At 59.6% G+C, this 25286-nt stretch carries 16 protein-coding genes and 1 rRNA gene; 7 read left to right on the top strand and 10 right to left on the bottom strand.

What is annotated here, in order from left to right:
• Positions 1-165: 165 nt before the first annotated feature.
• Positions 166-1697 (bottom strand): 16S ribosomal RNA (locus tag NZK35_RS15250).
• A gap of 622 nt (positions 1698-2319) precedes the next feature.
• On the opposite strand from NZK35_RS15250, the gene NZK35_RS15245 reads away from it, so the two are divergent.
• Positions 2320-4116: an ATP-binding protein gene (locus tag NZK35_RS15245; protein WP_259633398.1), complete on the top strand. Its 1797-nt coding sequence runs from the start codon at positions 2320-2322 to the stop codon at positions 4114-4116.
• Between the two features lie 56 nt (positions 4117-4172).
• Here the strand turns inward: NZK35_RS15245 and NZK35_RS15240 are convergent, their stop codons facing one another.
• The 6 genes from NZK35_RS15240 to NZK35_RS15215 all read right to left on the bottom strand — a co-directional run bounded on the left by NZK35_RS15240 (position 4173) and on the right by NZK35_RS15215 (position 12757).
• On the bottom strand, positions 4173-4613 hold the full coding sequence (locus NZK35_RS15240) for a PEGA domain-containing protein (RefSeq protein ID WP_259633397.1): 441 nt from the start codon (positions 4611-4613) through the stop codon (positions 4173-4175).
• 523 nt (positions 4614-5136) lie between these two features.
• A complete protein-coding gene (locus NZK35_RS15235; protein ID WP_259633396.1) occupies positions 5137-8406 on the bottom strand; it encodes a hypothetical protein in 3270 nt (1089 codons plus the stop codon).
• Positions 8403-8933, bottom strand: coding sequence for a KdsC family phosphatase (locus tag NZK35_RS15230; protein ID WP_259633395.1), 531 nt, complete (start codon positions 8931-8933; stop codon positions 8403-8405). Before NZK35_RS15230 ends, NZK35_RS15235 begins: the two co-directional genes overlap by 4 nt.
• A gap of 21 nt (positions 8934-8954) precedes the next feature.
• On the bottom strand, positions 8955-10067 hold the full coding sequence (locus NZK35_RS15225; RefSeq protein ID WP_259633394.1) for a KpsF/GutQ family sugar-phosphate isomerase: 1113 nt from the start codon (positions 10065-10067) through the stop codon (positions 8955-8957).
• A 237-nt stretch (positions 10068-10304) separates the two neighbouring features.
• Positions 10305-11393: a redoxin domain-containing protein gene (locus tag NZK35_RS15220; protein WP_259633393.1), complete on the bottom strand. Its 1089-nt coding sequence runs from the start codon at positions 11391-11393 to the stop codon at positions 10305-10307.
• A 122-nt stretch (positions 11394-11515) separates the two neighbouring features.
• Complete coding sequence (locus NZK35_RS15215; protein WP_259633392.1) at positions 11516-12757, bottom strand: NAD(P)/FAD-dependent oxidoreductase; 1242 nt, start codon at positions 12755-12757, stop codon at positions 11516-11518.
• Positions 12758-13188: 431 nt separating this feature from the next.
• Between NZK35_RS15215 and radC the strand changes: the two genes are divergently transcribed.
• The 4 genes from radC to NZK35_RS15195 all read left to right on the top strand — a co-directional run bounded on the left by radC (position 13189) and on the right by NZK35_RS15195 (position 18372).
• Complete coding sequence (gene radC / locus NZK35_RS15210) at positions 13189-14142, top strand: RadC family protein (protein WP_259633391.1); 954 nt, start codon at positions 13189-13191, stop codon at positions 14140-14142.
• A 143-nt stretch (positions 14143-14285) separates the two neighbouring features.
• Positions 14286-16025 (top strand): alkaline phosphatase, encoded by a 1740-nt coding sequence (locus NZK35_RS15205; protein ID WP_259633390.1) that lies wholly within the window; start codon positions 14286-14288, stop codon positions 16023-16025.
• A 98-nt stretch (positions 16026-16123) separates the two neighbouring features.
• Positions 16124-16972 (top strand): suppressor of fused domain protein, encoded by an 849-nt coding sequence (locus NZK35_RS15200; RefSeq protein ID WP_259633389.1) that lies wholly within the window; start codon positions 16124-16126, stop codon positions 16970-16972.
• A gap of 23 nt (positions 16973-16995) precedes the next feature.
• Positions 16996-18372 carry a DUF1501 domain-containing protein gene (locus tag NZK35_RS15195; RefSeq protein WP_259633388.1) on the top strand — a complete coding sequence of 459 codons (1377 nt, stop codon included), beginning with the start codon at positions 16996-16998 and terminating at the stop codon, positions 18370-18372.
• An 89-nt stretch (positions 18373-18461) separates the two neighbouring features.
• Here NZK35_RS15195 and NZK35_RS15190 read toward each other — a convergent pair whose 3' ends face one another.
• From NZK35_RS15190 to NZK35_RS15180, 3 genes are all read right to left on the bottom strand, one after another.
• Entirely contained in the window at positions 18462-21263 is a 2802-nt protein-coding gene (locus tag NZK35_RS15190; RefSeq protein ID WP_259633387.1) for a c-type cytochrome domain-containing protein, read from the bottom strand.
• Between the two features lie 145 nt (positions 21264-21408).
• The gene (locus NZK35_RS15185) at positions 21409-22317 is read right to left on the bottom strand and encodes an aminotransferase class IV (RefSeq protein ID WP_259633386.1); all 909 of its coding nucleotides are present in this window, start codon (positions 22315-22317) and stop codon (positions 21409-21411) included.
• Positions 22292-23356, bottom strand: a complete 1065-nt coding sequence (locus tag NZK35_RS15180) for an alpha/beta hydrolase (protein ID WP_259633385.1) — start codon at positions 23354-23356, stop codon at positions 22292-22294. Before NZK35_RS15180 ends, NZK35_RS15185 begins: the two co-directional genes overlap by 26 nt.
• Positions 23357-23723: 367 nt before the next feature.
• Between NZK35_RS15180 and NZK35_RS15175 the strand changes: the two genes are divergently transcribed.
• On the top strand, positions 23724-24125 hold the full coding sequence (locus NZK35_RS15175) for a hypothetical protein (protein ID WP_259633384.1): 402 nt from the start codon (positions 23724-23726) through the stop codon (positions 24123-24125).
• A 144-nt stretch (positions 24126-24269) separates the two neighbouring features.
• A complete protein-coding gene (locus NZK35_RS15170) occupies positions 24270-25247 on the top strand; it encodes a transglutaminase-like domain-containing protein (RefSeq protein ID WP_259633383.1) in 978 nt (325 codons plus the stop codon).
• Positions 25248-25286 lie beyond the last annotated feature (39 nt).

Below are 25286 nucleotides of genomic sequence, written 5' to 3'. Positions count from 1 at the left end.
GCGCACGAAAAAACCCGCTTCGGCTGGCGACAGTCCGAAGCGGGTCTTCGTGATTCTTTGGTGGTGAAATGGAAGCAAGCTTCCCTGTTGAGTTCGTTCGCGAGATCACTCCCACGGATTCAGGAGCCTCGTCACCGAGACTCCCATATTTCTAAGAATCCTTAGAAAGGAGGTGATCCAGCCGCAGGTTCCCCTACGGCTACCTTGTTACGACTTAGTCCCAATCGTCGAGCTGACCTTCGGCGCCTGCGTCAGTAAACTGTTCGCTCAGCGACTTCGGGCCCTCCCAACTTTCGTGGCTTGACGGGCGGTGTGTACAAGGCTCAGGAACACATTCACCGTAGTATGCTGACCTACGATTACTAGCGATTCCGGCTTCATGCAGGCGAGTTGCAGCCTGCAATCCGAACTGAGGCACGGTTTTTGGGATTTGCTCCACCTCGCGGCTTAGCGTCCATTTGTCCGTACCATTGTAGGACGTGTGCAGCCCTAGACATAAAGGCCATGAGGACTTGACGTCATCCCCACCTTCCTCCGGTTTGACACCGGCAGTCTCTCTAGAGTCCCCGCCATAACGCGCTGGCAACTAGAGATAAGGGTTTCGCTCGTTAAGGGACTTAACCCGACATCTCACGACACGAGCTGACGACAGCCATGCAGCACCTGTGCAAGAGCTCCCCGAAGGGCACTCTCTACTTTCATAGAGACTCTCAAGCATGTCAAATCTAGGATAAGGTTCTTCGCGTATCCTCGAATTAAGCCACATCCTCCACCGCTTGTGTGAGCCCCCGTCAATTCCTTTGAGTTTCAGCCTTGCGACCATACTCCCCAGGCGGAACACTTAACGCTTTCGCTACGGCCGAGAGGATGTGGAAGTCCCCTCAACCCAGTGTTCATCGTTTACGGCTAGGACTACCGGGGTATCTAATCCCGTTCGCTACCCTAGCTTTCGTGCCTCAGCGTCAGAAAAGACCCAGTGTTGCGCCTTCGCCACCGGTGTTCCCTATGATATCAACGCATTTCACCGCTCCACCATAAGTTCCCAACACCCCTGTCTTCCTCAAGCTTGAGGGTTTGCGACGCAATTCCACGGTTGAGCCGTGGGCTTTCACATCACACCTACCAAGCCGCCTACGCACGCTTTAAGCCCAGTGATACCGAATAACGTTTGGACGGTTCGTCTTACCGCGGCTGCTGGCACGAACTTAGCCCGTCCTTCCTCTGAAGATCGGTCAAGAAGCATTCTTCATACTTCTTTCCTTCCAACTGACAGCGGTTTACAACCCGAGGGCCTTCATCCCGCACGCGGCGTCGCTCGGTCAGACTTTCGTCCATTGCCGAAGATTCTCGACTGCAGCCACCCGTAGGTGTCTGGGCAGTGTCTCAGTCCCAGTGAGCCGGGCCATGCTCTCACACCCGGTAACCATCGCTGCCTTGGTGAGCCATTACCTCACCAACAAGCTAATAGTATGCGGTCCAATCCAAGGGCGGAATCTCACCTTTGATCCGAAGATGTCATCCAGTATTACCGCCAGTTTCCCGACGCTATCCTGGACCCCTGGGCATGTAACCACACGTTACTCTCCCTTTCGCCGCTGTCCGAGTTTAATGCAAGCAAAAAACTCTTCTCGCACGACTTGCATGCCTAATCCACGCCGCCAACGTTCATTCTGAGCCAGGATCAAACCCTTCAATTTTGTATCGATTCACGAGCGACCGAAGTCACTCGGGAAAATCAAAGTTAAACCGAAAGTTCAATGCTGCTCCGGGCCGTTCGGTTAACGACCCAGCGATTCGCCATTTTGCTGCCGGGAAAAACACCCCGAAGGGCATCCAGCTTCCCAGCAAAGCGATCTCGCAAATGCTGAACTCAACAGAAGTTTCACCACCAAATTGTCAATGATCAGTTGGCTCGGGGGAGAAGCGACTTGCGTCGCTCGCCCTCACCAAGGAGGCGGAAAGATAGGGGCGGGTTCGCTGATTGGCAAGAGGCATCGGTGAAATTTTCGAAAATTAACTCTGAAGTGCGTTTTTTGGCAGGCTAATTGCCCTGGCTACCGCGCCGCCCGTCGTCCTGCTGCGTTCGGCGGGCATTCCGTTTGAGCCGATTTTCGCCCCAACGCCTGTTCAAACACTTCTCCAGACGCGGTTCGACTGAGGGAACTCCGCCACAGCGGCGACGTCCACGCGCACTGACTTGTTTAATCCGAAAGGTCCGATGATTGGAAGAGTCGCGATCGCGGCAGTCCGATACCGAAGAAGCGGCATGCTCCGTTGGTCCCCCCCACCGCCCACTCTTTTTTCGAAGGTCGATTCTCGATGTCATTTACGCCTCCTTCTGCCGGCAACGGCGCGGATGCAGATCGCCAACTTGATGCCCTGATCTCTCGAATCCAATCCCTCACCGGCGGCGAATCGGCCGCGCCGGGGGCCAAGCAACAACCACGGCCCGCTCAAGCCGCGCCCGGGCCGGGCCCATTGGCGACGAACCAAGCGGCAACGGGGCAGATCGATCCCGGCGGCTCGGGGCCCGCCGCAACCCGCCCGCCGGGCCCTCCGACGGGACTCTCTGACGGACCGCAGCCGGCTCAGCGGCCGACCGTGCCGCAGCGACCGGCTGCCCAGAACCCGACGCCAGGCGTCGGGGAAACGCCTGTGACACCACATGGCACCCCTGGAGCCCAACGTCCAGGGGCTCCGCAGGGCGGAGCACCGGGCGGCGCCAAGCCGCCCCCACGCACGCGCCCGCAACCTGCCAACCCGTCCGCCAAAGAAGCGGCCGGCGGGCCGAAACAGTCGCTCGGCGGAGGTGTCGACATTCCTCCGGGCCCCCTCGGATTCGAGCCCTCGCGCGACGAAGCCTGGCGACCGGTCGAGCCGGAATCGATGGAAAAAGCTGGGATCAATGAATCGATCCTGGAAGCGATCATGTATCGCTTTCTGCTGACCGCCGGTGAATGCGAAGGCCGCAAGATCGCCGACCAGGTCAAGGTGCCGTTCCGTCTGGTCGAACCGATTTTGACCCGCATGAAGATGGAACAGAATATCGCCTACAAAAACGCGACGGCGACCAACGACTACGTCTACATCCTGACCGAAACCGGCCGACAGATCGCCCGCAACCATGCCTCCGATTGCACCTATTTCGGAGCCTGTCCGGTTCGGCTGGAGGACTACATCAAAAGCGTTCGCTACCAAACGATCGAGGGCCAATATCCGAAAAAGGCGGATTTGGTTCGCGCGTTTAGCGACCTGTTGATCAACCCCAAGATGCTCAATCGCCTGGGACCGGCGATCGCCAGCGGGCGGGGGATGTTCTTGTTCGGTTTCCCTGGCAACGGAAAGACGTCGATCGCCGAGCGGGTGACCGGGGCCTTTGGCAAGTACATCTGGATTCCCCGCAGCGTGGACATCGACGGCGACGTGCTACGGGTCTTTGACCCGATGAACCACGTGTTGGCGATGCCCGAAGAAAACACCGGGTTGCTGGACATCGGCGGCTTCGACAAACGCTGGGTAAGGATCGAACGCCCCACGATCATCGCCGGTGGTGAATTGACGATGGAAATGCTCGAGGTACTGTGCAACTCCGACACCAACATCAGCGAATCGCCCCTGCAACTAAAAAGCAACTGCGGCACGCTGGTCATCGATGACTTCGGCCGACAGAAAATGCGCGTCGACGAATTGCTCAACCGGTGGATCATTCCGTTGGAAAAACGCTATGACTTTCTCAACATGGCAAGCGGAAAAAAGATCCAAGTCCCGTTCGACCAACTGGTGATTTTCAGCACCAACCTGGAGCCCAAGGATCTGGTCGACGACGCGTTCTTGCGACGGATTCCCTACAAGATCGAAGTCGAAAATCCGCCGGAACAGGATTTTCGGAAGCTTTTCGAAATCATGTGCCGGATCACCAAGGTGCCGTACAACGCCGACGCGATCGACTACCTGATCAAGACCCACTATTTGCCAGTCGGCCGTCCGTTCCGAAACTGCCAGCCCCGTGACTTGTTGTTGCAAGTTCGCAACTTTTGCCTCTACAACGACTTGGAAGTCGAGTTGAAGAATGAGTACTTCGACTTCGCTTGCGACAACTACTTCTCGGTGATGTGATCGGTGGCATTTCCCCGATGCCATCTACTTTGACACCGGGCCTTTTGCGCCTGCGATCATTGTCGCGGCGCGGTCACGATGCCTGAATTGGATTGCTGGCGCAGCCCATCGGCTCTGGCGATGACCTCTTCCGTAGCCGGTAGCGTTTTGGGGACCAACGTCACGTCGATGATGCGTTCGTCACGAATCTCGCCAGGCCACAGCGTTTCGGCGACGAAATCGATGCCCGGCCACTGGTACCAGGGCGGGTTGAATCGACGGCGGATCGTTTCGGTGCGATACCCGTCGGCTTCGATGCGAAACTCACGCGTCCCGTAATAAACAAATGGGGTCGCAGCCGGTGACGCCCCGATGACTTGATTGTCGACCGACACCATCGCGCCGGGAGGATTGGTGCGGACCGTCATCCGCCGGCGGACACAGCCTGTCGACGCCGAGCAGAAGCACGACACGGCGAAGACAAGAAACAAACGGCGATCAAGACGGCTGGCGGGCATCGGCATGCGAAACAGGACCCCAACGGCGGACGGAACAATAGACCCAAAAACGTAGTAGCACGTTGGGGGCTCGCTATTCCAGGCCAATCTCGCCAGCCGCCGGGGTCTGTCCCCGGCGGGGTCGGGCGGGGTCGGGGTCTGTCCCCGGCGGGATTGGAATCTGTCCCCGGCGGGATTGGAATCTGTCCCCGGCGGGATTGGAATCTGTCCCCGGCGGGATTGGGGTCTGTCCCCGGCGGGATGGGGTCTGTCCCCGGCGGGATGGGACCTATGGGACGTAGGGGACCCATGTGTCATATCTGTCCCATTGGTCCTATTTTCCCGCGTGTGCCGTGTCCCCGCGTGTGCCGTGTCCCCGCGTGGGCCGTGTCCCCGCGTGTGCCGTGTCCCCGCGTGTGCCGTGTCCCCGCGTCGGCCGTGTCCCCGCGTGTGCCGTGTCCCCGCGTGTGCCGTGTCCCCGCGTGGGCCGTGTCCCCGCGTCGGCCGTGTCCCCGCGTCGGCCGTGTCCCCGCGTGGGCGCGGATCACTTGGGCAATGTCACGTTGTTGAACTGGGCGTCTTGCATGACCGTCTGGAACTCAAACGTCTTTAGGTTCAACAGCATCCGCGGCGAATGCGTTTGGAAGCCTTTGCGGCCGTCGGGCCAGGTTTGTCGCACGAAAGCGCTTTGGCCTTGGGTCCCCTGAACGTTCAGCCAGGATTTTTTTGACTCATACGACACCCGCGCCGCGGTGCCTTCGATCAAGCCGCGTTTTTCGGTATTCGTCCGCACAACGACGCCACCATCGGCGATCATTTCCCATGGTGTCGGCATTCCGGGAATGCTTCGCAAGTCGGCGGGGGTTCCTGGCGATACGCCAAACTTTAATTGTCGGCAATCCATCGTCATCTCACCGACGGCCAACCGTTCCATTTGCGCCACATCGACGACTTCGTCCCAGGATGACACCTTGCGGACGCCGGTACGCACCCCGCCGGAAAACTCCAACGTCTCGTGCTTCAGGTCGCCATGCATCGCTTCGCGGAACGTCAGGTGAACGCCTTGCAGCACCAAGCCGCCGAGATGATCTGATTGGGCAGCCTCCGGAGCCAGGATCGAACTGTCCTGATCCATCAGCATCCAACCGCGATACCATCCCGGCCCCGTGCCCATCAATCGGCCGCCGTCGCCGGGCGAAAAGTCCAACCGGGCTGCGGTGATGACATGGACGGATTGGGTGGCCAAATCGGATGAACGCTGTTCCGCCCGAACGACGACCGCGTGCTGTTCGGTCTGAACGAGACTGACGCTGGCAAGCTCCGCCGTCGCCATGGAAGCTCGATCCATGAACTGAACCGGATTGGCCAACGTGATCTGCATTTCGCCGCCGTTCATGCGGGCCAGCCAAGGATCGGAGCCACTGACGAATTCAGAGTCGATTTGAACGCCACCGGTGAGCAACGCAGCTTGACCATCAAATTGCATGTTGCCGCCCCAACGGCAAATCGGCGGTGACGTCCAGTCGATGGAAGAAGCCGAAAGCGGGTCATTGCCCGCAGACGAATCCACTGCGGGCGAATCCACTGCGGGCGACGTGACAAGTTGCGGTTCGGCGGGTTTCGACGATGCATCAGGCGCGAGCAGCTCCGCGGGAACCTTCATCTCGCCGGCACCGGTCACTTGAACGACGTTTTCACTGGGCCAAACCTTGATCATCGGGCCGACAAAGTACCCGTCTCCCATTCGCAACCGGGCCGGTGCGTCGGGTCCACTGCCGAGTTGCAAATAGTCTTGCCCGGAGGCTTGGGTAACGGCGCTGCGCTGCATCCGCATCGTTTGGCCGGACATCTGGATCGGCAGCGTGGTCGTGCCGGCGTTGACTTGGTGTTCGACCAACACGTCCCCGACAATGCTGACGTCTTTCGGTTGAACCCCGGCCGGCGTGATCAGCAGTTCTGCGCTGACGTGATCACCGGACAGCTTGGGTCGAGGGCGAGCGACGGGGGAACGCAATTGGCTCGACAGGTCAGGCTGGCGGGAAGGGTCGGGCTGATTGACGAAGCTGGCCAGTCCACCCGGCGAAGTCGCCGCCGGTCGTGCGCCCTCTTGGCCAGGTGCCGGCAGAATCGCACCACTCGTCTTGGCAGCTGTTGTTCGTTTCCCAAAATCAGCCGACGGCTGAAAAAACAGACTCAACCGATTCATGTTGGCGAGCAATTCGTTGGAATCGATCGTGACCGATTCCAAGGCATGAAAGCTTTCCGGAAGCAAGGTCATGGTGCGTTTGAATTGCTGCGCGGGCTGAACGATCGACTCGGACGATTCAGGGTGGCCGATGGATGAGGAGCCGCCGAAGGAGTCGACGGGTTGTTCGACGTAGTGTGGCTTCAAGATGCCTTCGACCGCTCCGGCACGGGCGATGCCGCCATCGGACAATCGGGCTTGGATGTCGCCATCGATCTGAAACCGCAACTTGCTCTGCTCTCGTTTCTCCTTGACCGCCGTCACGGTGGCCTGCCCCGTCGGCTGCAGCTTGAAGCTTTCCGTCCAGCTGACGTCGCGGAGCATGATCCCGGCATCGTTGATGGAAACATGTCCTTGACCACGGACATCGACGACACCGATCGTTTCCGGCGTTTCGGGGTTGTATTGGTAGGCGAAACGGTCGAGCGTGGCTTGCAGGTTTCCGCGACGGATCACGACCGGGTGAGCGTTCTCGGGTTCAGGGGCGGCATCGGCAATCAATAGCCCTCCGACGGCGTCGAATTCAATTTCGTCTGCGGCAAGTTGAAAGTCATAGGACGTCAGCCGGATCCGCGCGGGACGACCGGTGGCATGCACGCGGTCAATCCAATCGAGCGGCCCGCGTCGAACGACGGAGCGGTTGGACGGATCACGCAAAATCAGATCCACCGTGTCGCAGCTGAACGTGTCGATGGGTTGTCCTCGCACGGTCCGAACCATGGTGATCGAATCGCGTAACGACAGCCGATCGAGAGCAAAGTCGTAGATCAGCCCGTTTTTGCATTTGATCGAGATCTCTCCCTGATCGTCCGCCGCTTCCTTGGTTCCGATCCGTCGCGGTCGATTCGGGTCTTGCGCGGGGTCATTCAGCGGAATACGCAGTTCTTCCAGATAGACCAAGTCCATGCGATCCAACAGCGTCGAGGGGACTTCGGCCTTGGTCGCGGAGGTTGCCGAGGCGGCGAGGTAGATGGTCAAGTCGCTGCCCACCAATTCGGCGCCGGCGACCTGCATGGCGATCCGCTCGGTCGTCCAGACCTTTCGGTTATCGATTCGAACATTGCGGGTTTGCACGGCCAAGGTGTCGCTGCGTTTGGTCGTGCCCCTCCGCTCGATTTCGACGTCGCCGATCATCCGTCCCATTTTGATCGGCGGCGCGCTGCCTCCCATCATGTCCAATGACTGTGCGAATTGAATCTCCGCCCCCTCTTTCGCGGTCAAGACGATCGGCGTTGCGGCGGCATCGTCGGAAAGACCGCGTCCGACGACGATGGTCAAGGGCTCCAGCTTCCACTGGTCTTCGGAGATCTGGCGCCAGTTCTCGAACAGCAATGCACCGTTGCTGGTCAACAATCGTTTGCAATCACCCAGTTGCCACGCATCTGCGGGAAAAAGGTCTGCGAGATCCTCCTTCAGATCGACGCGTTGGGTCGGCGGTCGGGGCTCCACGCGGGCGACGTCGGGAACCGTCAACAGCCGTTGCGCCGCGGCACGATACACGCCGGCAGCGATCGACAGCACCGTCAAGGCGATCAAGTAATTTCGAACATTACGGCTGATCCACTTCACGCTGTTGCCCCTGTCGCAGACCAAAGATTCTTGGCACGCAAAAGTCGCTCGATCGTCTCGCGCACGGCGCCGTGTCCGCCGCCGCTGGAGAGTACCCAATGCGCGACGTCACGCGCGTCGGCCGCCGCGTCCGCCGGGGCGACGGCAAGACCGACACGCTGCATCACGGGCAGGTCCGGCAGGTCGTCGCCGATGTAGCAAACCGAAGCCAGTTCGCAGCCCCACTCCGGAAGAATCTGCAGCGCCCGCGCCAACTTGTCACCGCTGCCTTGACTGACGTGGGTGATGCCAAGCTCCACGGCACGTCGCTCCACCATGGGGCTGTTTCGGGCGGTGATGATCCCGAACGGAAACCCGGCTTGCATCCAGAGCTTGATGCCCAGCCCGTCGCGAACATGAAATTGTTTGGTCTCCGCGCCGGCCGAATCATAGATGATCCGACCATCGGTCATCACTCCATCGACATCCGACAGGATGCATCGAATCGGCTGGGCAACGGAAAAATCGCTGTCAGATGGATCGGGCATTCGAAACGGCTGGCCTGGGGTTTAACCGCGAAAAGGAATCGTCGACGGCGAGGTTTGGACGCCGGATTGGTCGCTGATTTCGCCCAGCGTGATCAAATCGGTGATGTCGACCATCCCGATCGGCTTGCGATCACAATCCACGACCGGCAGCTCGCTGATCCGAAGCTGACTGAGCAGTGCGATCGCATCACTGAGTAGCGTCTGCGGTGCGACACAGTGGGGGTCGAGTGTCATCTTGGCCTGGATCGGACCGTCCAAGGCTTCTTCGCATCGCGACTCCAGCAATCGCGCCAAATCACTATCGGTGAAAATCCCGGTCAGCTGGCCGGCATCGTTGGTCAACATCACCGCGCCGCTGCGACGACCGGAAATCGAGCACGAAACCATGCATTGACGAATCGAGACCGACTGATTTGCGACACGACAACACGCCAGGGGCCGCATCAGCTGGCCGACGTTGGAAAGTTTTCGGCCGAGGGCGCCGCCGGGATGGAACTTGGCGAAATCACGCGCGGAAAATTCTCGCAACTGACTGGCCAACAGCGCCACCGCGTCTCCGACGGCCATCATCACCGTCGTGCTGCTGGTCGGGGCCAGACCGTGCGGACAGGCCTCGGCGTGTCGTCCGTAGACCACCCTGCATGTCGCCGCCGCGGCCAATGGGTTGTCATCGTCGGCGGTGAACGAAATCAATCCCGATCCCTGTTGCCGCAATTGAGACGCGATCCGCGTGATTTCTTCGCTGCGACCGGAATTGGAAAACGCCCAGACCAAATCGTCGCTTTTGACGCGACCAAAGTCCCCATGGATGGCTTCGGTCGGGTGTAGAAAGTGTGCGGGGGTCCCCGTGCTGGCCAACGTGGCGACCAACTTTTTCCCCACCAATCCCGCCTTGCCCACGCCGGTGACGACGACGTTACCCGTACAAGCCGCGGTCAATTCAGCTGCCGCGACCGACGAAGGCCCGATGGCTTGAGCTGCCTGCGTCAGTGCAGACGCCTCCCGGGAGATGATTTCACGAATCGACCGGAGTCGCTCCAACAGCGTTTGTGGCACCTTCGGCGGCACGCCAAATCCGTCAGAAGTTGACTGTCCCGGAGTGCGATCTGACGGCAATGGCAGTGCAGCAGACACGTGGATCCTTCCCAAATGCGTGGTACAGCCGGTTTTCCCTACCCGGCCCGCCGACGAACGCCCCCTCAACGGCAGCCCCGTCGGCATCCACAAATCCTACCCAAGATCGCCGAACCATTGAAAGGCCAGACTGTTAGCGGTTAGCTGGCCGAATCCCGTGGTCCAATTTTTCTGTCACCCATACTCTTGTCGTCCAGTCCCATTTTTCTGCCCCCTGAATTCCCTGCCCTCTCCCCCTCACTCCTCCGCTAGCAACTGCTCGATCGTCTCCCGCATCTGGGCCTCGCCCTGAATTCCTTTCCAGTTCATTTCCCCTTGCCACCAACGCCGCAAGAACCCTTGTTTGTCGACCAGATAGACGGTCGGCCACATCGTGTTGGACCACTGTTTCCAATTGGCCGACTGGGCGTCCATCAACACCGGATATTGAATTTGTTCCGTCTGCAGCGCCGCGGCCACACGTTCGGCCGATCGCTCGGCGGCGGTTTCCGGCGTCTGGATTCCGATCACCACCAACCCGTCGTCGGCGTAGTCGGTGTGCCAGCGGTTGTAATGCGGCAGATTCCGTCGGCAGTTGATGCATTGAAACGCATAGAAATGAACGGCAACAACCTTTCCTTTTAGATCATCGAGCGTCACCGGGTCGCCCTGCAACCAGCTTGCCCCGTCGTTGGTCAGCTCCGGCGCCGCGGGATACATGCGTTTGACGGCTGCAAAGTTGAACGCTGGCCCTGTCAACGAACTGAGCGTGCGTTTCTGCTGGTTCGTCAACGCATCGACAAGCGTCTTCTTCTCGTCCGCTTTCGCCTTTTCGATTTGCTTCGCGGCGGCGGAGGCGTCCAATGACTGAGCCTGCGACTGTTGCTGAACGCCTGCGACGACCTTGTCCGTTTTCGCAAACACCTCGTAGAGCGATTCTCGGGTTGTCGGCGACAATCCCAACGCGGTGGCGGTTTTATCGCGAACGATCATCCGGGTGCCGAGGGCCTGGTTCTGCAACTGATCCAGACGCTCCAGCTGCTTCGAATCCAGGATCTCGGCTAGGGCATCGCTCAATTGTTCGGTCAATCGATCGATGGTCTCGATCCGTTCTTGGGCTGGGCGGATACGGACGCGAAACCAAGACCCATCGATCGACTCCAGTACGTCAAAAACCTGGCGGGCCTGATCTTCCGAAAGTTTCAACTCTCGATGAACCGCGTCGTCGCGGATCATTTGCAGCAGCACCGGTTGGATTTCCGGCGGCGCGACCTGGGCTGGCAACGCGGATGCACCGAGGGCCGTCGCTGACAGGACCGCCAAAACAACGAGTGATCTGTTAAACATTGCTGAACGTAGTCTGCGGAGAGGACAGGCACAACGAACGGAAGATGTGCAACGGGCGACGGAGTCCGCCACTCATCTTTCGTCACCGATCAGCCACGGGCAGCGAGAGATTGGGCAAAGCACTACGTTGCCATCGACATCTTGGCCTGCTGGATCGATTTTTCCATGTCGTCGAACATCTTTTCGGCGCCTTCTTTGAAAACACGCCCGATCAGCAAATCGGTCAGGGTGCCGCGATGCTCGGGATGTTCTTTCATGAAGTGACCGATGCTGAATTCTTTGGTGTAGAACGCATGGACCAGCTTTCGCACCCACATCGCCCCTTGCTTGAATTCATCGGCCCAGGCGGCCAGCCGTTCGCCGGACAAGTCGTTTTCACGGAATCCTTGCACGACGGCATCACCGGCTCGCACGCCCATATCGAGCGCGAAGTAGACACCGGAGGAATAAACCGGGTCGATGAACCCGAAGGCGTCGCCGATCAGTACCCAACCATCGCCGGCGTGTTGCTTGGTCATGTAAGAAAACTCTTTGGCCGTCCGCAATTCCCCCAGGCGAGTCGCCGGTTCCAATCGCGGCTTCAGTCCCGGGCAGCGTTCCAACTCCTCCGCGTAGACCTGTTCCGGAGTCCCGCGGCCCTTGAGCAAGAAGTCGTTGTCGGCCACACAGCCGATGCTGGTGATGCCACGGGAGAGCGGGATGAACCAGAACCAAGCGTCTTTGGATTCGGTTTGCAAAATAATCGTCGCCCCTTCGTTGTCGCCTTCACCCCGCACGGCGTCACGGTAGTAGCCCCAGATCGCCGCTTTCTTGAGATCGGGATTGACCTCTTTCAACCCCAGCTTGTTGGCGATGAAGGATTGTTGGCCGGTTGCATCAATGACGACCTTGCAATCGATCGGCTTGGATTGGCCGGATCGATCTTTGACGACAACGCCGATCGCCTGACCGGCATCATCAAAACGCACATCGGTCAATCGGGTCTCGTCGTAGCAATCGGCACCCAGCTCGGCCGCTCGATCGAACAACATCTTGTCGAATTCACTGCGTTCGACCTGCCACGTGTCGCTGCACTCGCGTTCGTCGTGCTCGCGAAAGAAAAACGGTGCCGATTCATTGCCACGATGGGAGACGAACTGGACACTCTTTTTGACCTGCCATCCCGCCGAGCGAATCCTTTCGGTCAGCCCCAATCGTTGCAGTGGCCAAAAGGTTTCCGGCATCAGCGACTCGCCGACGTGAAACCGGGGAACACGCTCCCGCTCGATCAACAGCGTTTCCAGCCCGGCTTCGGCGGTAACGGAAGCCGCCGACCCACCGGCCGGCCCTGCACCAATGACAACACAATCGTAGGCAGACTTCATCTTCGTTTATTCGTTCGTCTGGAAGAAATTGGGCGGTTCGACACTCAGTGTGCTCGCTTTGATCGAGCCGATCCCGCCACGGTATTCTCGCCGCAAGTGTGAAACACCTCTGTTGCCACTGGCGAACCGCACCTTTGTTGGATCAGCACCGATCTGCTGCCAGTTTAGCAACTCGAACAGTGGCGGTCGCCTCGTCGAAGGCCGATCAGACGATTCGCCAAAGCTTGGCCACCCCCCAAGATTCCACCCAGCTGGCGAAGGTTGCGACGATGGTTCGCCCGCCAGCAAACGGATCCACCGCTCATCGTGCGATGTTCCAACCAGACGCGATTCCCCACAGGCGGGACCAGGCACCCCACGAACGGCCTCGGGTTCGCTACGATCTGCGTATCCACTCGAACCATCACGCAGGGAATCAGCGGGATCCGGCCATGGTGCAGCAGAAGAAACGTAAAGAAAAACTACTTCAACTCTTCAAAACACTCTCGCCCATCAGTGCATTTTCGAAACAACAGGCGCGGGAGCGGTGTCCCGATCTGACTCCGCAATTCGTCTCTCTGGCACTCAAAGATCTGGTCCGTGAAGGGATTTTGGATCGCTATGAATCGTCCGACCAAGAGACCTATGCCTGGCGCAACGCACAGGTCCGCGTCGATCCGTCGCATTGGATCGAACGCCAAGTCAGCGGCAATCAGGTCACGGCGCAACCGGAACAGGAACGACCGCGAGAACGGTTGCTGTCGTCCGGCGCCGAAACGCTCAGCGATGCCGACCTGTTGGCGATCTTGATCCGGGTGGGGGTGAAAGGCGAATCCGCGATCGAAGCCGGTAAGCGGTTGTCCAAGACGTTTTGCGACAAGCTTTCCGATCTGCGACGCAGCGGCAAAGACGAATTGCGAAACATCAGCCCGGCGATCACGGTGACCAGCTATGCCGCGATCATGGCCGGCATCGAACTGGGACGCCGCGTGGCTCGGCATGAACAACAGCATCGCCGGGCACACGCTCCGATCACCAGCACCAGCGCGGCGGTGGAGTTTTGTGACGACGCGTTCAGCGGGCTGGCGATCAGCGGGGTCCAGGAGGAATTCCATATCGTCACGTTGAGCACCAAACACCTGCCGATCAACACGCATCTGATCACACGCGGCACGCTGGACGCAAGTCTGGTGCATCCCCGAGAAGTCTTTCGGCCGGCCATCCGCGATTCCGCATCGGCCGTCATCCTGGTGCACAATCATCCCTCAGGGGATGCGACACCGAGTCGCGAGGACCACCAAGTGACCGATCGGATGACGGAAGTCGGAAAGCTGTTGGGGATCACGGTGTTGGACCACATCGTCGTCGCCTCGGAGGGGTCGGTCAGCATTCGAGAATTGGCGTGAGCCCCACTCGGAGAACGGCTCGGCAGCGACTATTCTGTCCGCCCTCCAATCACGATTCGTCTCCGCGTTGGATGCGGCATGTGATGCTGCTTGCGGGCGCGATCGTGCGAGCCCCTCCGTTTTTTCATAAAGTTTTAACGACCATGGATCCTCGCCAAGCCATTTCTGATCGGCGTTTCGGACCTACCTTGAGCCTGTTGCTGGCCTCGCTCGTCTCGTTGACCGCCGTCGCTTCGGCCGAACAGCCGACATCTGGCGGTCCGGCAACCTCACAACCGGCCAACTCACTGCCGCCGGCGACGGACCAGGGTGACGTAATGAGAGCGTTGCAGCAGCGAACGGCCGAGACACAATTCCCCGTGTACGGTCATTGGGGCTTGGACGCAACCAAGTACAGCAGTTGGAACGAACACAGCAACCGCTTGGTGCCGATTTACACCTTTGGTCTGACGCTTTCCGACTGGCGTGGTCGTGGCAGCCTGTACGCCGACGCCCAGCGGTTGAAAACATGGGAGCGGTCTTCGGTAACGAGTTCGATCAATCCGACCGCGATGTACTTTGATGAGACCGATGTCTATCAATTGCAGCGAGCCGCTATCGATGCCGGTTACAGCAACATCATCCTGTTGGTGTTTGACGGAATGGACTGGCAAACCTCTCGGGCCGCCGCCATCTACAAGACCGGACGCATCGCTTATCAATCCGGTCGCGGCACCGGGTTGGCGTTTCAAGATGACCGACGCACGCTGACGGACTTCGGATTGATTTCGACCAGTGCGGCCGCCGATGAAGCAACGATCGACGTCGATGCGCAACGGGTTCTGAGCGTCAGCGAGCAGCCGTCTTTCGGTTACGACGTCAGGCTAGGCGGCCGAACGCCGTGGAATGAACGGAAAGGAAGCGGGTACTTGATCGGTGAAGATCTTTCGCGGCCGCACACCATCACCGACTCCGCCGCTTCGGGGACCAGCCTGTGCAGCGGCATCAAGACCTACAACGGTTCGATCAATGTCGCGCCCGACGGATCGCAAGTCGTCCCCCTCGCCCGTGAGTTGCAACGCGACCAGGACTTCATGATCGGCGTGGTCACCAATGTTCCCGTCAGCCACGCGTCTCCCGCGGCAGCCTACGCGAACAACGTTTCCCGCAAAGACTATCAAGACCTCGCCCGTGACCTGATCGGGTTGCCTTCGGCGGCCCATCGCAAAGATCCGCTTCCGGGGGTCGATGTGCTGTTGGGCGCCGGCTGGGGTGAACACAAAGACGAAGACGCGCTGCAAGGAACCAACTTTGCCAAGGGCAACCGGTACTTGCATGAAGAAGACCTGCGGACGGTCGATCTGCGAAACGGCGGACGCTACCGAGTCGTCGAGCGGGCCGCGGGGAAGTCGGGTCGCAAGTCGCTGCGCCGTGCCGCCCAAGCCGCGGCGGACAACCAGGAACGACTGCTCGGATTCTTTGGAACCCGAGGCGGCCATCTGCCGTATGCAACCGCCGACGGTGGCTATAACCCGGCCGCCGATGTCAGGGATGCGGAAATCTACTCCGCAGCCGACATCGACGAGAACCCGACGCTGGCCGAGATGACCGAAGCGGCGTTGCTGGTGTTGGAACAGTCGATCGATGGGTTTTGGTTGATGATCGAAGTCGGCGATGTGGACTGGGCCAACCACGCCAATAACCTGGACAACAGCATCGGCGCCGTGCTGAGCGGTGAAGCGGCGTTTGTCAAAGTAATGGACTGGGTCGACGAGAACAACGCCTGGGACCACACCGCGGTTATCGTCACCGCCGACCACGGACACTATCTGGTCCTGGATCATCCCGAAGCCATCGCCGCGGCGGGACGGGGCGAGACGGCAAAGGAATTGGCCGAAAAATAGGCAGCTGAAAGAGGCATCCGGAATTTCGCCGCTGAACAACTGTTAAACTGTTGCGTTGGTTGAAATCTGAGCGACGCAAACGTGAGCGGTGAATCGAGGTGGATGTAGAATTCCGGTGCCCCAAATGTGCCAAACGCTATAAAACCAGCGACGCGCATTCGGGAAAGAAAACCCGATGCGGCGGTTGTGGCGAAACGATCGAAGTCCCGTTTCCGCCGCTGGAGATCCCGGACGAGGTGACCGACGGCGGCAGCACGGTTTATCGGCATGAAGCGCGATCGCGCGAGTTTGAATTGGCGATCGGCGACAGCGAGAACATTGAACGTGTCGAGGCCCATATCGCCGAACACCTCGGCGAGGTCGACAGCGTCTGGCATGAACTGATTTCTGATCTGGTGCACATCGACGTGCACTGGGTCAAACCGTCGCCGGAGCGTCCCTTCCACACGCTGATCACCACCGGCATGAGCGATCGCCCGATGTCGCCGCCCGAGGGTGCCGAAGAATTGGCGTACGCCGAATTGATGCTCTGCCTGCCGCCGGATTGGAAACTGGACGAACAATCGTTGAGCGACACGGCCAACTATTGGCCGATCCAGTGGCTAAAATTCTTGGCCCGGTTTCCACACGAATACGAGACCTGGTTGTTTGATGGTCACACGATCCCCAACGGAGACCCCGCCGACGCGCTCGACCCGAGCGTCGACTTTATCGGCTGGTTGCTGACGTTCCCATCGACGACCGATGAAGACTTCATTCGACTGAAGATCTCTGACGAAAAGTCCATCTACTTCCTCGCCGCGATCCCACTGCTGCAGAACGAAATGGATTTCAAACTAAAATACGGCACCGAAAGTCTGTTGAAACGTTTTGACAAGGCCGGTTACAACGAAGTCCTGGATGTCAATCGCAAGGACGTCTCGAAAAAACGCTTCTGGTTATTTTGACTCCGCCCCGCAACACCGACACGATGCTGACACGACGACAACTACTGGCGAGCTGCGGCACCGGACTGGGATCCTTGGCGCTCTCGGATCTGCTGGCCCGAGATGCTTCGGCAACCGGATTGCATTTTCCGGCCAAAGCCAAACACGTCATTCACTTGTTCATGAATGGTGGCCCCAGCCAAGTCGATACGTTCGACTACAAACCGCGTCTAAACGATTTCGCCGGCAAGACCGCGCCGACGGGAACGCTGAAAACCGAACGCCCGACCGGCAATGTTCTGGGCACGCCGTTCAAGTTCAAACCGTATGGACAGTCGGGGATTCACGTCAGCGAGCTGTTCGCCAAAACGGCCGAACACATTGACGACATCTGCTTGATTCACTCGATGCGCGCCGATGTCCCCAACCACGAACCGTCACTGATGCTGATGAACACGGGCGAATCGCGTTTGGTTCGCCCCAGCGTCGGATCTTGGCTGACCTATGGTCTGGGCAGCGAAAACAGCAACTTGCCGTCGTTTGTGACCATGTGCCCGGGCGGCTATCCGATCAAGGAGTCGCAGAACTGGCAGAACGCTTTCTTGCCCGGCAAGTACCAGGCGACCTATGTCGACACCAGCCACCGTCAAGTCGACCGGTTGCTGGAGAACATTCGCAGCGAGTTGGTTGCGGGGACCGACCAACGTCAACAACTGGACCTGCTGGCAAACCTGAACCGCCAACATGCCGCGTCTCGGCCCCATGACGAACGGTTGCAGTCGCGGATCGAATCGTTCGAATTGGCCTATCGGATGCAGAGCGAAGCGGCCGACGCGTTCGACGTCACGCGCGAACCCCAGTCAATCCGTGACGAATACGGCGACGGTGATTTTGCGCGGCAGACCCTGATCGCGCGACGGTTGGTCGAGCGCGGCGTTCGTTACGTGCAGCTCTACACCGGCGCGGGACAACCGTGGGACAATCACGACGATCTGGAAAAACAGCACCGCAAACTTGCCCAGCAGGTCGACCAACCGATCGCGGCGTTGTTGGCCGACCTCAAACGCACCGGGCTGCTCGACGAAACGATCGTGATGTGGGGAGGCGAGTTCGGCCGCACCCCCGTGGTCGAGATGCCTCGCAAGGGCACCAACCAAGGCAAAATGAACGGTCGCGATCACAACCACTATGGCTTTACCGTGTGGATGGCCGGTGGCGGCGTGAAAGGCGGACAAACCGTCGGCGCGACCGACGAAATCGGATTCCAGGCGGTCGAGAATCGCGTCCATGTCCACGACCTGCACGCGACCTTGTTGCGGCTGATGGGGCTGGACCACAAACGATTGACCTACCGTTATGCCGGACGCGATTTCCGTCTGACCGATGTCCACGGACGCGTCGTGGATGAGGTGCTGGCGTAGGTCTCCTGTAGGTCACGCTGTGCGTGACGGCGGAAAGTGAAGTCGGCATGCTCAGCATGCCCTACGGCAGTTGGCATGCACAGCATGCCCTACGGCAGCACTTCCACGGTGATCGGGTGCGAGGCCAAACCGCCGTCGACGCCGGCGGTCAGAAAAAAGGACCGCTTGCCGGGGACGGCGGTGGGATCGGCGGTCACAAAAAATTCCCGCTGCGACGCGCCGGCAACGATCAGCAATCCGTTCAGTCCGATGTTGTCGACGTAGACGCCTTGGCTGGCATTGCGACCGGACTGCTCTTTGCCGAACGAAACTTCGTTCTCAAATCCGTCTCGACGCTGAACCAAAACGCGTGCCGAAACCGTTTCGCCCCGCCGCACTTGCAGCGTCCAATTCTCGTGGGCGGCGATCTCGGCATCGGCGGGTTTGATGATCGGGATGACCTGTGCCGGACTGGGATCGAATTTTAATTTCCCCGGCGATCCCGCCTGCCGCTCGACGCGTGTTGCGTTGATCGTCGCCGCTGCGGTCAGCGTCGGTTCGATCTCGCCGTCCCAGCCTTCTTCGTTGGGATCCGCCCAAACCACTGCCGTTGCGAATCGTTGACCGGCTTCGATCGTGAGCGGGAAATTGCTGACCAACCGATCCGGCAGTCCGTCGATTTCGAACGTCACGGCGCCGTCGAATCCATCCAGCCGATCGATCTGGACTTGAAACTCGCGTCCGGTGCCCGGATGCAGCGGTTTGCTGATGGGTTTGGTCGTCGCTCGGAATCCCGGTTGTGCCGGGCGGATGGCCAACCGATAGCCGTACGCCGAACCGCCTTCGCCCCGCGTATCACCGATGCGAACGGTGTACAGTCCATCGGCCGGTGCGGTAAACAACAGCCGACTGTTCTTACCCGCCAACCGTCGCGGGTCGTCGTCGTTTTCGTAAAACACATCAAACACGGGCAATCCGTTGGCCAGTGGTTCGGCACCGGCCGGCAACGGTCGAACGATGTAGGCCGGTTCTCCGAGCGCGTGGGTCGTGCCACTGGTTCCGAAATACGTCCAACGATTTCCTTCGCCTGGATACACGTTGAAACCCGAATCGGGACCGCGTGGATGCATTTGCAAACGCGTCACTTCGCCGGCCGCGTACAGGTACTCGCCGAGCTGCATTTCTTCCCAATTGAACACGCGAAAGTCGCTGATCTGATCGCTGTTTTTACCTCGAAAGGTGAAGTACGAATCACGCACGGCTTGCAACCGGACCCTCAGGACCGGCTCGCCTCCGGCGTCCAGCACGGTGACGATCGGATCGAGACGGCTCTCCGTTTCAGCGTCCGCGTCGATCGCCCAGACTTCGCCCTTGCGTGCCGGCCAGCGATACAGATCCACTTCACCGGCCTGGCCGATTTGTCCCTTGATCGAAACGTTGCGGTCGACGTCCAGGATGGTGAGGGAATCTGGCGCCGCGCCGGCCTGCGTCAGCGTTAGACGCAAGGTTGATTCGTCCAGCGAAGTCGCGTCGCCCAAGTCCATCCAGACGGGCTGCAGTTCATCTTCCGAGCGGCTCGTGTTCAACGATTCGATCGGCGGCAAAGGGCGGGAGACGACTTGTCCGTTCATCATCGAGATCACCACCTGTCGGCTGTCTGTGGTGATAAAAAGATCGGTGCCCGATTCGGGAAGCGACTCCAACGACGCCACCGGCTGCCAATCGGACGTGCGGACGCGTTTGACGCTTCCGGATTCTGAGATCGCGACGAGGGATTGGTCATCCGGGGCGATCGCGAAATTGACGATCGGCGTCTCGTCCATGAAACGCGTGGCCACCAATGGGTTGATACGCGGCGTGCGGGTCGATCGCAATCGCCAGGCGCGGAGTCGATTGTCGGCACTGACCGCCACAATGTGTCGTCCGTCGTGGGTGACCGCGACGGCAAACACTTCGCCCTCGGGTTGGCTGAGCGTGTCCAGTCGGATGCCTTGCTCGACATTCCACACCTTCACCGTTTCATCGGCACAAGCGCTGACCAACACCGTTCCATCGGGAGCGAACGCCAAGTCAAAGATGGCGCCGTTGTGTCCGGTCAAGCGCCGAACCAGATCGCCGGAATTGGCATTCCACAGCACAATCGTTCGGTCGTAGCCCGCCGTCGCCAGCATCGCATCGTCGGGTGAGAAGACGGCGGCGTAAAGCGTGTCCTTGTGTCCGACAAATTCTCGGATCAGGGTACCCGATTCGGTGGCGTAAATCGCCGCGCGACCGTACGCCCCCGTCAACCCGGACGCGACCAGCAAACGGGTCGAATCCGAGGAGAACGCGAGCGAGTTGATTTTGCCCAGCTGGTCATCGGAAATTTCTGTCGTCAGGTTCGAATCTCGGTCGCCGGCAGCGTGCTGAATTTCGATGCGTCCATAAGACGCGCGTGCGGTCGTCCTCCCATCGGGTGCACGGGCGATCGCGGTGATCGGCGCGACCAGGCCCGGAGATGGCTTGATCGAGGGTGTGCGCAGCTCGCGTTTGACCGGCAGTTCGCCCTGTGGTCCGACGGCGCCCTGTTCAATCCATCGCGTCAGGATTTCCAGTTCACGTTCGTCGGGGCCGGCGGCATCATCGGGCGGCATGACGGGATCGACTTCGCCGCGGACCATCATCAGCAATCGACTGCTTGCCGGAACGCCCGGCGTAATGGCGAGACCGGTTTCGCCCCCTTTCATCAGACCGACGAAATCCTCCATCACCAGACCGCCTTGCGGATCGTCGGCGTTGTGGCAGCCGACGCAGTACTTTTCCAGAATCGGAAAGACATCGCGTTGAAAGTCAGCCGGCTCGGCCGCCGGCGCAGGCGGAAGACCGATACACAACACAAAAACGATCGCAGCAACAAGGGTTTGAAGTTTCATTTCGTCGGCTTCATTTCGTCGGCGAAGGGTGGGAGGAGAAGGCGAGCAGCCATCTATTGTAACCGTCCACCGGGACGGCACCGAACACCGCTGCGTTTTTTCCCAACCGCTGGGCAAACCCTGGGACAAACCGTATCGAACGTGTTTAAGACGATCGGCAAGTACCGCGGCTTCGTTCATCGAATGCCGATCGGAGACGTCGATAGAGAGGTCCGGCCGCCCGCTGCGGCGAGCGGTTGATCGAGTTGGCGAACCAGATCCCGCAGCTCGTCCCGGTTAGCAATACTTCTTCAGCGGCGGCAAGTCGTTCGCATGAAATCCGTTCCTCCCGCCAAGCGACCCCGGTCTCGGACGCCAGTTCGCGGATCACTTGCAGTGAAACGCCGCTCAGGATTTGATCGCTCGGCGGACACACCAGGCCCCGCCCTTCGACAATCAGCAGGTTTGCGATGCTCGACTCGGTCACCGTGCCATCGGAATCGACCAAAATGCCGATCGCGTCGGGGTCCGACTGACGAGCCTCTCGATCGGCCAGGTAGTAGTGCAAGCGACAGCGCACCTTGATGTTGCGCGACCAACAGGCGTTTGGCGGTTGCTGGACGGACGTGACGACCAGGGGGCTGCCCGATCGTGTTCGCCGCTCGATCACTGCCGAGTCGATCGGGTACAGGTCGACCACCAGGGTCGGTGAATCGGTCGTTCCGGGTGATGCAAACCACAGCACGCCGAATTCTTTTTGCGTCGTTAACCAAACCCCGTTCCGCTGAATGACTTCGTCGATCAATTGCGACACCGCTTGGCGGGACGGGAGTCCAGTCAGGTCAAGCGCTTCGGTGGTGCGTTGCCAACGATCCAAGTGCCGGTCGAGTTCGAACAACCGCCCGTTGTAGGCGCGGACGCGTTCGACGGCCGTCACGGCTTGGGTGACCGCGGGGTCTCGCGACGACAAACACACGTCATCCGCGTTGACCCACGATCCGTTGTGGTACGCCAAACGCGTATCCCCGGAATCGACCGGACGCGGAGAATCAGAAACTGATCTGTCGGATTCCATTGATCAGCCTCGCCATATCGACTCCGGCGTTGCAACCGCCTTGGTAGTAGTCCAGTTCCGAGTGGCGAAGTTTGACGATCGAGGCACAGTCGCGCGAGCGAACCGGCAACCGCGTGCCGTCGACACGAGTCGCAAAGATGGTCGGCCCGCTGTAACCCAGTGCCGTGTCGCGGCGAATTTTCTCCAGCAACCAATAGCGTTTCAAAACCACATCACGTCGGTTGTAGAGCAACACGAGTTCGTTCATGTTCTTGGTCGCACAACCGTGGTAGCCGTTACCGCCAAGCCATTTTGACTCGATCGCGGGCGCCACCAAGCCGACTCGAACGTTTGCACCGGTTATCGGTGGCTCGGGCAATTGTCGCCCCGAAAGAGTTCCCCCGGCCAACGCATGAAGCGCCCCGGTGGTCACTCGCGCGCCAAAGCTGTAGCCGATCATCGCCATCGGCACCGAAGCCTGGACATGCTGACGCAGAAACGAAGCGAGGTACAACCCCTGTGCGTCACAGCGATCTGCCTTGAGTCGAAAATCCTTGACGCCGATCGCTTCCTTTTCGCTCGGCCAGCTGTAGATCATCCAATCGATCGGGCCGCGAGCCCCACGCATCCGAATGCGGCTTCGAATCGTGGCCGATCGGTTGACGACTTCACAAACCGGCATGCGGTTGCCGTGGACATAGAACACGACGGGGCGTTCGGGCGAAAGGGATGCCAGGTAGTCATCCTGAGTGATCTCGCAGACCGCTCCACCATCGATGCGCCACATCCGAAAGGGGATCTCGACCAGCGAGGCCCGACAGCAATCCGCGGTGAGGTGACGGGTCGACACGAGAAAGACGCGATCGTCATCACAAACGCAACAATCACTGGCGGCGAGAAAGTCGGCCACCGCCGCTTCATCGCTATCACAGTTTGCCACAATCGGGTCGAACGTTTCCGATTCGTTCGGCTCAGCCGTGTTCGGCTCAGAGAGGTCGACCGAGGACTCGACGACATCGACAATCACTTCGTGGTCGGTTGCCGTGGCATGATCGGCCATGCACGCAACCGGCAGTGCTACGCACACGAGCGACACGAAGATTCGGATTGACGGGAACATCCGCATCATATGGCTTGAGGTGGGATCAAAGGCGGGTGGGTGAGAACTAGCGTCGCACTGGACGCAACAAATTGTTGCTGAAAAAAAACGATGTTGCGTTTGCACATCATTGAGAGCGTCCTAGTTTTGTGTGGTTCTCCATCCGAGACCAACGAATACGCTCCCTGTGCATATCGCGGAATCTCCAATGAACAATCGTTTTATTCTAGTCGCAATGACTGTCGCTGTCGTATCGACGACTTCGGGCTGCACCCCGTTCCGAAACTTCTTTTTCGGTCGCGGAGCAAGATGCGGCTTGTGCACTCGATTGTCCACTCCCCTCCGCCGGCAAGCACCCCTGGCGGCGGCCCAGCCGACCTGCAACCAGCCCCTGGCGGCCCAACCTCGTTACGCCCCGCCGGCGGCCGGTTATGGATGCAACCCGGATCCCTGCGCCACCGGCTATGCCCCGGCGGCCCGAACGATGAGCGCCTACCCGGCCGATCCGTACTGCTGCCCCCCCGCCAACGGTGTGGCCCAGGGAGGAATCGTCGACGGCCAAGGCTACATTCAACCGTACAGCGGCGTTTGGCAACCCGCACCGACCGATGCCCAAGGCTACCGGGCAAACTACTTGGGATACCCCGACGTCGGCTACCGAGTCGACGCCGATGGCGACCGAATCATCTATGAAGAACCGCTGCCGCCCGGTGCCAGAGCGGTCAACTGATTGAAAATTCAGCGCACGAGACGCAAGCGGGTGAGACAAGCACGGGGAGACTCACTCGTTTGCGTTTCGTGCATTTCATCGTTCAACGTACCGAGTACGCTATCAGTGCCTAGCTGTAAACCCTTCCCTCCCACCGGCAATGCAATGCGACCAGACGAATCGATTGATCGACGACACTACCTGAAGCAGTCATTGTTTCTGTGCGCCGCCACGATCGGTACTTGCGAGCTTGTCGCGACGCCGCCGGCCAAAGCCCAATCTTTGGTTTACGAAGAACAGCCCGTGACCCACTGGCGGATCGGTCTGGTCTTGACCACACCGGTGACCTGCACGAACGTCTTGGCCACCTTTCCCATTCCCACCGATTGGCCCGAACAAACCGTCACGGTGAGGAATCAGAATATCGCCCCCCAAGTCACGCGATGGGAAATCCGCGAGTTGGGAGGAGGAACAAAACAGGTTGTCTTGCAAATGGCGCGTGTCGCTGCCGGATCAACCGCCGAATTCACCATCGACGTCGACATCCAGCGTTCGCGAATCCTGCCCCCGGATGACACGTCGACGCTCGTGATCCCCAAACGACCGCCACGCGAAGTCAAACTCTACACCGGCAACAGTCCCTTCATCGATGCCTCGCACCGTTCGATCCGCGAAGCGGCCAAAGAAGTCGCGGAGATGGAAGCGGACAATGATTGGCGGCGCGTGGAATTGGTCTATGACTACGTTCGCGACAAAGTGCAGTACGTCGAAGGCGATTTGAAAAACGCGTCCCAGGCACTGCAGGAGGGCAAGGGCGACTGCGAAGAAATGACCAGTCTGTTTGTCGCGATCTGCCGCAACCTGAAAATTCCCGCGCGGGTCGTCTGGATTCCCGATCACTGCTATCCCGAGTTCTATCTGGAAGACGCCGACGGCGACGGACACTGGTATCCCTGTCAGGCTGCCGGAACCCGCCAATTCGGACGCATGGACGAAACACGTCCGGTGCTGCAAAAAGGCGACCGATTCAAAGTCCCCGAAAAGAAAACCCCGGTACGCTACGTGTCGGAATTTTTTCGCTGTGACCGCAAGGGTCGCGGAACCCCCAATCCGACCTTCATCCGAGAACGCTTGGACGGTTGAGAAGTGAGCATGGCACGGGCATGAGTGTTGGTGTGCAGG

Origin of the sequence: Stieleria sedimenti (assembly GCF_025060895.1) — a bacterium.
Classification (GTDB): Bacteria; Planctomycetota; Planctomycetia; order Pirellulales; family Pirellulaceae; genus Stieleria; species Stieleria sedimenti.
This window is presented reverse-complemented; position numbering and strand designations above follow the sequence as displayed.

Excerpts from the sequence above, each read along its gene's own strand:
- NZK35_RS15215 (WP_259633392.1), bottom strand. The coding sequence starts at position 12,757 with ATGAAGTCTGCCTACGATTGTGTTGTCATTGGTGCAGGGCCGGCCGGT.
- NZK35_RS15245 (WP_259633398.1), top strand. The coding sequence starts at position 2,320 with ATGTCATTTACGCCTCCTTCTGCCGGCAACGGCGCGGATGCAGATCGC.
- NZK35_RS15220 (WP_259633393.1), bottom strand. The coding sequence starts at position 11,393 with ATGTTTAACAGATCACTCGTTGTTTTGGCGGTCCTGTCAGCGACGGCC.
- NZK35_RS15240 (WP_259633397.1), bottom strand. The coding sequence starts at position 4,613 with ATGCCCGCCAGCCGTCTTGATCGCCGTTTGTTTCTTGTCTTCGCCGTG.
- NZK35_RS15195 (WP_259633388.1), top strand. The coding sequence starts at position 16,996 with ATGCTGACACGACGACAACTACTGGCGAGCTGCGGCACCGGACTGGGA.
- NZK35_RS15230 (WP_259633395.1), bottom strand. The coding sequence starts at position 8,933 with ATGCCCGATCCATCTGACAGCGATTTTTCCGTTGCCCAGCCGATTCGA.
- NZK35_RS15170 (WP_259633383.1), top strand. The coding sequence starts at position 24,270 with ATGCGACCAGACGAATCGATTGATCGACGACACTACCTGAAGCAGTCA.
- NZK35_RS15180 (WP_259633385.1), bottom strand. The coding sequence starts at position 23,356 with ATGGCCGATCATGCCACGGCAACCGACCACGAAGTGATTGTCGATGTC.
- NZK35_RS15205 (WP_259633390.1), top strand. The coding sequence starts at position 14,286 with ATGGATCCTCGCCAAGCCATTTCTGATCGGCGTTTCGGACCTACCTTG.
- radC (WP_259633391.1), top strand. The coding sequence starts at position 13,189 with ATGGTGCAGCAGAAGAAACGTAAAGAAAAACTACTTCAACTCTTCAAA.
- NZK35_RS15190 (WP_259633387.1), bottom strand. The coding sequence starts at position 21,263 with ATGAAACTTCAAACCCTTGTTGCTGCGATCGTTTTTGTGTTGTGTATC.
- NZK35_RS15185 (WP_259633386.1), bottom strand. The coding sequence starts at position 22,317 with ATGGAATCCGACAGATCAGTTTCTGATTCTCCGCGTCCGGTCGATTCC.